The sequence below is a fragment of the Leifsonia sp. SIMBA_070 genome (assembly GCF_046534635.1).
Lineage (GTDB): Bacteria > Actinomycetota > Actinomycetes > Actinomycetales > Microbacteriaceae > Leifsonia.
Window position 1 is genome coordinate 1 of record NZ_JAWRYK010001096.1, and the last position, 228, is coordinate 228.

At 70.2% G+C, this 228-nt stretch carries 1 protein-coding gene; it reads right to left on the minus strand.

What is annotated here, in order from left to right; genetic code table 11:
- Positions 1 to 228 (minus strand): hypothetical protein (locus SB754_RS23525; RefSeq protein ID WP_410784642.1); only part of this gene is annotated, 228 nt, incomplete at both ends.

A 228-nucleotide genomic window follows, 5' to 3' on the forward strand; every position in this document is an offset into this window, starting at 1 on the left:
CTCGAGCCACTTCGGGTCGACCGGCAGTCCCTTCGCGATCGCCTCTTCGACGAGCTTCTTCCGCGCCTCGCGGCGCAGATCTTCGAGTTCGTCCTTCGTCGCCGCGGCATAGGTGCTGTGCGCGAGTTCGGCGGCGCTCGCCGCTGCGTCCTCGGCGCTCACGCCGCCATGACCGTGCTCGACCTCGGCGGTCAGCGTCTCGGGTACGTGCGTCTCGGCCGGCTCAGG